The sequence below is a fragment of the Nocardia sp. NPDC058497 genome (assembly GCF_042720195.1).
Classification (GTDB): Bacteria; Actinomycetota; Actinomycetes; order Mycobacteriales; family Mycobacteriaceae; genus Nocardia.
Genome location: NZ_JBHXMY010000373.1, coordinates 1 through 5980 on the forward strand (window position 1 = coordinate 1; position 5980 = coordinate 5980).

The 5980-nt window shown below is 68.4% G+C and carries 6 protein-coding genes; all 6 read right to left on the bottom strand.

Features of this window, described 5'->3' with window-relative positions; all coding sequences use genetic code 11:
• On the bottom strand, nucleotides 1–1356 hold a 1356-nt coding region (locus ACFWPJ_RS22280), incomplete at its 3' end, for a hypothetical protein (protein ID WP_378854225.1).
• A gap of 32 nt (nucleotides 1357–1388) precedes the next feature.
• Nucleotides 1389–1970 (bottom strand): hypothetical protein, encoded by a 582-nt coding sequence (locus ACFWPJ_RS22285; protein WP_378854227.1) that lies wholly within the window; start codon nucleotides 1968–1970, stop codon nucleotides 1389–1391.
• A gap of 2 nt (nucleotides 1971–1972) precedes the next feature.
• Complete coding sequence (locus tag ACFWPJ_RS22290) at nucleotides 1973–2488, bottom strand: hypothetical protein (RefSeq protein WP_378854229.1); 516 nt, start codon at nucleotides 2486–2488, stop codon at nucleotides 1973–1975.
• A gap of 29 nt (nucleotides 2489–2517) precedes the next feature.
• Nucleotides 2518–4635, bottom strand: a complete 2118-nt coding sequence (locus tag ACFWPJ_RS22295; protein ID WP_378854231.1) for a hypothetical protein — start codon at nucleotides 4633–4635, stop codon at nucleotides 2518–2520.
• On the bottom strand, nucleotides 4632–5408 hold the full coding sequence (locus ACFWPJ_RS22300; protein WP_378854233.1) for a hypothetical protein: 777 nt from the start codon (nucleotides 5406–5408) through the stop codon (nucleotides 4632–4634). The genes ACFWPJ_RS22295 and ACFWPJ_RS22300 overlap by 4 nt, the downstream gene beginning before the upstream one ends.
• A complete protein-coding gene (locus tag ACFWPJ_RS22305; RefSeq protein WP_378854235.1) occupies nucleotides 5405–5815 on the bottom strand; it encodes an RRQRL motif-containing zinc-binding protein in 411 nt (136 codons plus the stop codon). The genes ACFWPJ_RS22300 and ACFWPJ_RS22305 overlap by 4 nt, the downstream gene beginning before the upstream one ends.
• Between the last annotated feature and the right edge of the window lie 165 nt (nucleotides 5816–5980).

Sequence of the window (5980 nt, forward strand, 5' to 3'; positions counted from 1 at the left end):
CTGATCAGCCAGATCCGCGGCCAGCGAATTAGGCAACCCGTAGGACTCATAGCGGGGATGCCCCGGCCGCTGCGGGTCGGTGACCTCGACCCGCATCCGCGCGGTGTCCGCATCGGCGCTGTTCACGCTGTCGTGTGCGTAGTCCAGAGCGGCGGCCTCGCTGCCGACCGTGGACATCTCGCTGGCCAGCACCTTGCCGGTACCGGGCTCGATACGGGCCACCGCGACCTCGTGCGGCTCGGCGATGGCGTACTCGGTCCCGGGTTCACGCGACCAGCGCGCGACCGTGTTGACCGCCTCATGTCGCGGGGCCATCACACTGCGACGCTCCACGTCGCGGGCGGCGAGCCCGGTGGCGCGAGCCTCGACCTCGACGAACACTGTCGCGTCCCTGGGCAGGCGGGCATCCCAGCTCATCTCCCGCACGGTCTCGGACAGTGCTTCCTCGCGGACCGGGTAGTGATTGGTCACCTGGCCGCCGCCGGGCACGCCGTAGGTCGCGGTGTAGCTGGTGTGCTCTGCCATGTAGTCGATCTCGTGGGCGATCTCGTGGCGGGTCAGACCGGCCGCGTACGCCGCCCGCGCCGTGGCTTCGCGCGCCCTCTCGGCGTCCTCGGGATCCAGGGCATAGCCCGACCGGTCGACGCCCAGGTGCGCGCTGCGCAGCCGCTGCACCGCGTTGCGCTGGCGCTGGTCGAGTTCGTCGTAGGCACGGGGCGGGCGCAGCTCGCGGCGGGCTTCGGCCAGCTTGGCGGCCTGCTTGCGCTGCTCGGCGACCAGGCGCGTGTTGTGCTCACGGCGCTGGGTGACCCAGGTTTCGGACTGGACCGCGACTGCGCGGGCGGTACGGGCCTGCTCGGCGTTCATCGTCTTGAAGATGGCGCCGTAGGGCTGGCTGGGATTGCGGTCGGCCTCGCTCAACGCGAGTGCGACCTGGCCGCGGCGCTCCAGCGGCAGCGCCTGCTGCTCGTCGTGCAGGGTCGACTCGATCGAGTACCGAATGCCGGCCAACCGCTGCTTGTCCAGCGCGGCGTCCTGCTCGGTGAATCCCGGCTGCTGACGGCGCAATCCGGCCGCGACGACCTCGGCGTGGTAGTCGTTGACGCGCTTGGTGTACCAGGCCGCGGCGATCTTCTGCTCGCCGACCTGCATACGGATCGCCTCGGCCAGATCCTTACGTTCCTGGCGCGAGAGCTTCGGCAGGCCCTTCTTGCCGCCCCGGTTGGCCCGGGAGTGGATGAAGGCCCGCGCGGCGGCCAAGATCTGGCCCATCGCCCGGCCGGTATCGCGGACGATCTCGTCCTCGACGGCCGGACCGCCGCTGTTGCCCGAGTTGGTATCGGTGAAAGTGAACATCGAATCTCCTTGTGTGAGTGGGTGAAACGGGGTTAGACGTAGGGGTTCACGGCCGAGGGCCACTCGCTGCCGTCACGGACCATGTCCGAAGCAGCGCGCAGACGCTGACCGTCCAGGCGACCGAGGTCTTTGCGGCGCTGCCAGTCGTTGCGGAAGTCGAACTCGGCAGTCAGGGCGGCCAGCTGGCCGTCGCGGGCATCGATCGCGGCCCGGTGCTCAGTGGCTTCTGGGGTGTCGCTGTAAGACATCGCCTTGCGTTCGGTGTTGAGCCGCTGCTTGACCGCGACGATCTCCTCGACCAGCTCCGCGACGGTGAACTCGGCCAGCTCGTGGACGTAGCGGCCGGACACGGTCGATACCAGCTCGGTACGGAACTTCGCGCGGGCCTCGGCAGTGCGGGCGTCGAGAAACGCCTCACGAGCCTGTCGGCGCTGCTCGATCTGCTCCTCGAGCGCGTCGAACTCGGCGCGTTCGTCGGCTGACATCCGTATCCGGCGAACCCACTGCTCGGCCCGGACATCGAAACCTGAATCGGCGGCGGCGACCAGGGCGATAACCCCGGCAATGCTGGCGGTCAGGCTGATCGCGGCGACCTGGATGGTGGTGTTGGACATGGTTACTTCTCCTTCTTGATGGGGTTGGAGGTGCGGCGGCCCTCGTAGCGGGCACGCCGGACGGACAGGGCCTCGACGTGGCGGCGGATCCAGCCGCCCGCGTCGGTGATGGCGTAGACGAACATCTGGACCGACTCGACGACGCCGGGACGTCCGGCGCAGTGCCACCAGCCGAAAGCACCGACGGCCAGCACGTACAGCGCCAGCGGACCCGGCAGGGGCAGCACCGCCACCGCCGTCCCGGCGACCGCGGTACCGGCCAGGGCCGGACCCCAGATCCGCGCCCAGTCACGGGCCCGGGTGGCGCGATCCACGACCGGCTTGGTGGTGCGGCCGAAGCTGCCGCCGTCCTGGACGACGGGCACCAGCTGGGCCGCCAGGGCCTCGGCGGCGGTGCCGACCATGTCGGTGGCCAACGCTTCGAGCACGGACTGTTCGTGGGCCTTGGCCGCGTCGCTGCGACCGCCGAGTGCTTCGCCGTGGTCTTCGGGATCGGGTAGGGGATTCGGGATAGCCATGGTCGTAACTCCTTGCCGTGTCAGCGGTTTCAGGCCGGGCGGCGCTTGGTCATGGGGATCACCGGCGCGATGTCGTCGGAGTCCTCGACGGCGGCCGCGGGGCCGGTGAACTTGCCGATGCCCGGCAGCGGGCGCAGCCTCGACAGTTCGGCGTCATCGAGCGGTGACACTCGACCCCAGCGCGCTCGTCCGCCGGCGACCTGGACCACGTCGCCCTTGGCCATGGCGCGCAGGCGGTTCGGTGGGACAAGGAACTGGTCGGAGGACTGCACATTGCCCTCGTCGCCGGTGGCGTTGCCGCCGATGAGCTTGCGGCTCAACTCGAACTTGGGGCGGGTGCCGTAAATCTTCGACAGCGTTTCCGGGTCTGTGGACCGGCCGAGCAGCGAACCACCCGAGGCCGCAGACACCAGGGCGGTGCGGTTGTCGTCGTCGTGGCCCAGGCCCTGCCAGGACTGCGCGATCCACCACGACCCGATCCCGGCCTTGCGCAGGCGCTCGACCCACTTCACCGCACGGGTCTTGCCGTCCGAGACCGCCGAGAACTCGTCGACCACCATCAGACTGGTGCGGCCGTGCTGCTTGTCGGCGAGCTGCTCGAACATCGTTCCCAGCGCACCGAACTGGCTGCGGGCACGATCGGGGGTCTTCACGCCCTCCAGGACGATGTAGATGACATCGAAGTCGGTGAGTTCCTTGTCGCCGTCGAACGCCGCACCGAGTGATCGGTAGAGGTTCGCGAACTCCGCCCGCGCGCTGTTCATCACCGGCTGCTTGCCGTCGATCGTGGACGCGATTTCCATGTCGATGCCCTGCACGCCCGACCACGGAGTCACACCGGCCTGACCGCCCCACAGCTTCGACAGCTTCTCCACGTCGAACCGCGACAGGAACTCCAGCCAGGACTTGGGCGGGTTGTGCCCGAGCGGGGTCGGGATACCGTTGATCAGGTCGACTCGTGCCGGGGCGTCGACGATCAGGTGGATCAGGGTCTCGCGGATCTCGTGGAAATAGCGTTCGGTGTCGGTCGTCGGCGTCGAGCCGCCCGAGATCATCGCCGACAGGATCGACCGCAGATCGGCCACGATCGCTTCCTGCTCCTCGGCGCTGCGGGACTCGAAATCGCGCGGCCACATGCCCAGCGACACGTCATCGGGGAATCGGCCGATCCGCTCCGGACGGACACCGAGCGCACGGAACCACTTCGTCATCCGCTCGGCGACCTTGCGCGATTCCGGCCCGCCGTTGCAGTCGACGATGATCGCCAGCGGTCGGCCGGGACGATCGGCACGCCACCACTGCCGGTGACGGGTCCACGTCGTCACGAACCAGCTGACCAGGACACGCAGCATCAGCGTCGTCTTGCCCGAGCCGGAGCTCGCGACGGTGGTCATGTGCTCGGCGACGTTGATCCACGGCAGCAGCAACCGCGACTCGTTGCGCCCGAACAGAGTTCGCAGCATCGTCTTCGGCGGTGCCTGGTCGGTCTCGGTCGACAGGCGACCGATCACCAGCTGCGGGCTCATCCAGCCCGACGTGAACGGCAGACGGCGACGCGACAAGCGAGCCGCGGCCCGCTGCTCACGCTGAGCTTGGGCCCACAGGGCACGCTCGGTCGCCGCCGGCGACTTGAGCCCGACCGTGGCCAGCTGCACCCGCCGGTTGGTGTGGGCGATCGTCGCAGTCAGCCATGCCACCGGCACCAGCACCACCGCCATACCGAGCAGACCGGCCGTGTACTGGCCGTCCATGAACTGACGGCTGGCCGCGGTCGCGATCTTGCCCGGCGCCAGCACATCCCATGCCCACAGCGCGGTCACGCCCGGCAAAGCCAACAGGCTGCCGATCAGCCAGTTGCGCAGCTTGACCGGCTTCCACGCCAGAGCGGTCGCCGGGATGAGGATCATGACCGTCATCACCAGCACCGCCACCACGCAGGTCGCCAGCAGCAGCCCGCCGTCGGCGACGCCATCGAGGGAGATCTCGCTAACCTTCGGGATCCAACCGAGCGGGTCGTGATCCAGGCCGACCGGCGGCATCGTCGGATCGACCTGCGGCACCTCGGCCGGGGGCGGCGCGGCGGTCAGAACCGGTGTCGGTGCGTATGGCGCGCAGTCGGCCGGGGTGATCATCGGGGTGCAGCTCATTGCGACACCGCCTTTCCGTTCTCGGTTCGGGCTGTGACCTGGGTGTTGTGATCAGCGGCTCCGCCCGCGATCACCCGGAGCCCGGGTCGCAGGTCGGAAGAGGACGACTCGGCCTTCTGCGAGGCCAGGAACTCATCCAGATCGACGAGCCGCAGCTGCGGCAGGTCATCGGCGTTCAGTCCGCTCGCAGCGGTCCGAATCACCGTCTTCACCGCTTCGCCGCGGCAGTAGTAGCGCAAGCCGACACACTCAGCCGCCTTCGCCACCCGCAATGCCTGAAACACTGAACTGCGCGCTACAGCAATGCTTTTCGCGGTCAGTTCGACTTCGACGGCCCACAGATCACCGGCGGTGGTGTAGTAGCGGCCATCGTGAATGTGCGGGCGGGACTGACCCGCCTGCACCATGCCGACCTCGCCGCGCAGCACTCGCTCGGAGATCCAGCGGTCCAGATCCATCCCGGTCAGAGCCAACCGCAGCTGAAATACAGCCTTCGTGTGCGCGGCCATCTTCGGCGTGGGCACCCAGTAGCGCACTGGCCTGCCAAGCAACGCCTCCGCCGTCGACTTCGTCGGGAAGATCCAAGATGGACCGAGCACGGGTCGCGGCCGTCGGTCGCTGATCATCCCGGCAGCAGCCCATTTCGAAACGATGCGATAGGTCCTCGAGCTGCTGACACCCAGCATCTCGCCCACCACATCCATTGGGGCGCCGTACATCTCGGCAAGGATCGTGAGGCCGACCATGTCCCGCGGTGAGAGCCGAATGCTCATCGCTCCATCCCTTCTCGTTCGGTGTTCCGTGCGAACGCGTCGGCCAGGGCATTGCCCGAGTGCGAGTAGCTCGCGAGCGCACTTCCCGGCGCGGTCCAAGCCGCACCGGGGTCGCCAGGCGTGTCGTCGATCTCGACACCACGGCGCTCGGCGGCCAGTACCTGGTGTGCGCGTGTGGCCTTCGCCAGCGCGTCCAACTGGGCCTCGGTGGGCTTCCGCTTCGGCGCGGCCTTCTCGACGTCGAAAAGGTGCGCTACCAGCGGTTCCTTGCGAGTGCCGCGTGACCGGACAATCCGGCCCGCGATGTCCTGGCCGTTCGGCCGCAAACCCTCAGCAGCCAACTGGCGTCGAGTCCGCAAATGCGCAGGCGCGGTCCGCCATTCGTATGTCGGAATGCCCTCGCTCATCGCGGCACCTGCGTGGGCTGGACCCGCTGCACGTGCTGGCAGTCGGTGCGCTGCACCTCATGTGCTCGGCAGATGTTCGGCGACTCCACGTAGGACTGCTGGTCAATCCACGCGACCGAGCAACCGACCATGCCGACTACCACCAGCACCGTCAGCGCGATCAGA

Bases quoted from the DNA above. Each gene is read 5' to 3' on its own strand.
- ACFWPJ_RS22300 (WP_378854233.1), bottom strand. From the start codon at position 5,408: ATGAGCATTCGGCTCTCACCGCGGGACATGGTCGGCCTCACGATCCTT.
- ACFWPJ_RS22285 (WP_378854227.1), bottom strand. From the start codon at position 1,970: ATGTCCAACACCACCATCCAGGTCGCCGCGATCAGCCTGACCGCCAGC.
- ACFWPJ_RS22290 (WP_378854229.1), bottom strand. From the start codon at position 2,488: ATGGCTATCCCGAATCCCCTACCCGATCCCGAAGACCACGGCGAAGCA.
- ACFWPJ_RS22305 (WP_378854235.1), bottom strand. From the start codon at position 5,815: ATGAGCGAGGGCATTCCGACATACGAATGGCGGACCGCGCCTGCGCAT.
- ACFWPJ_RS22295 (WP_378854231.1), bottom strand. From the start codon at position 4,635: ATGAGCTGCACCCCGATGATCACCCCGGCCGACTGCGCGCCATACGCA.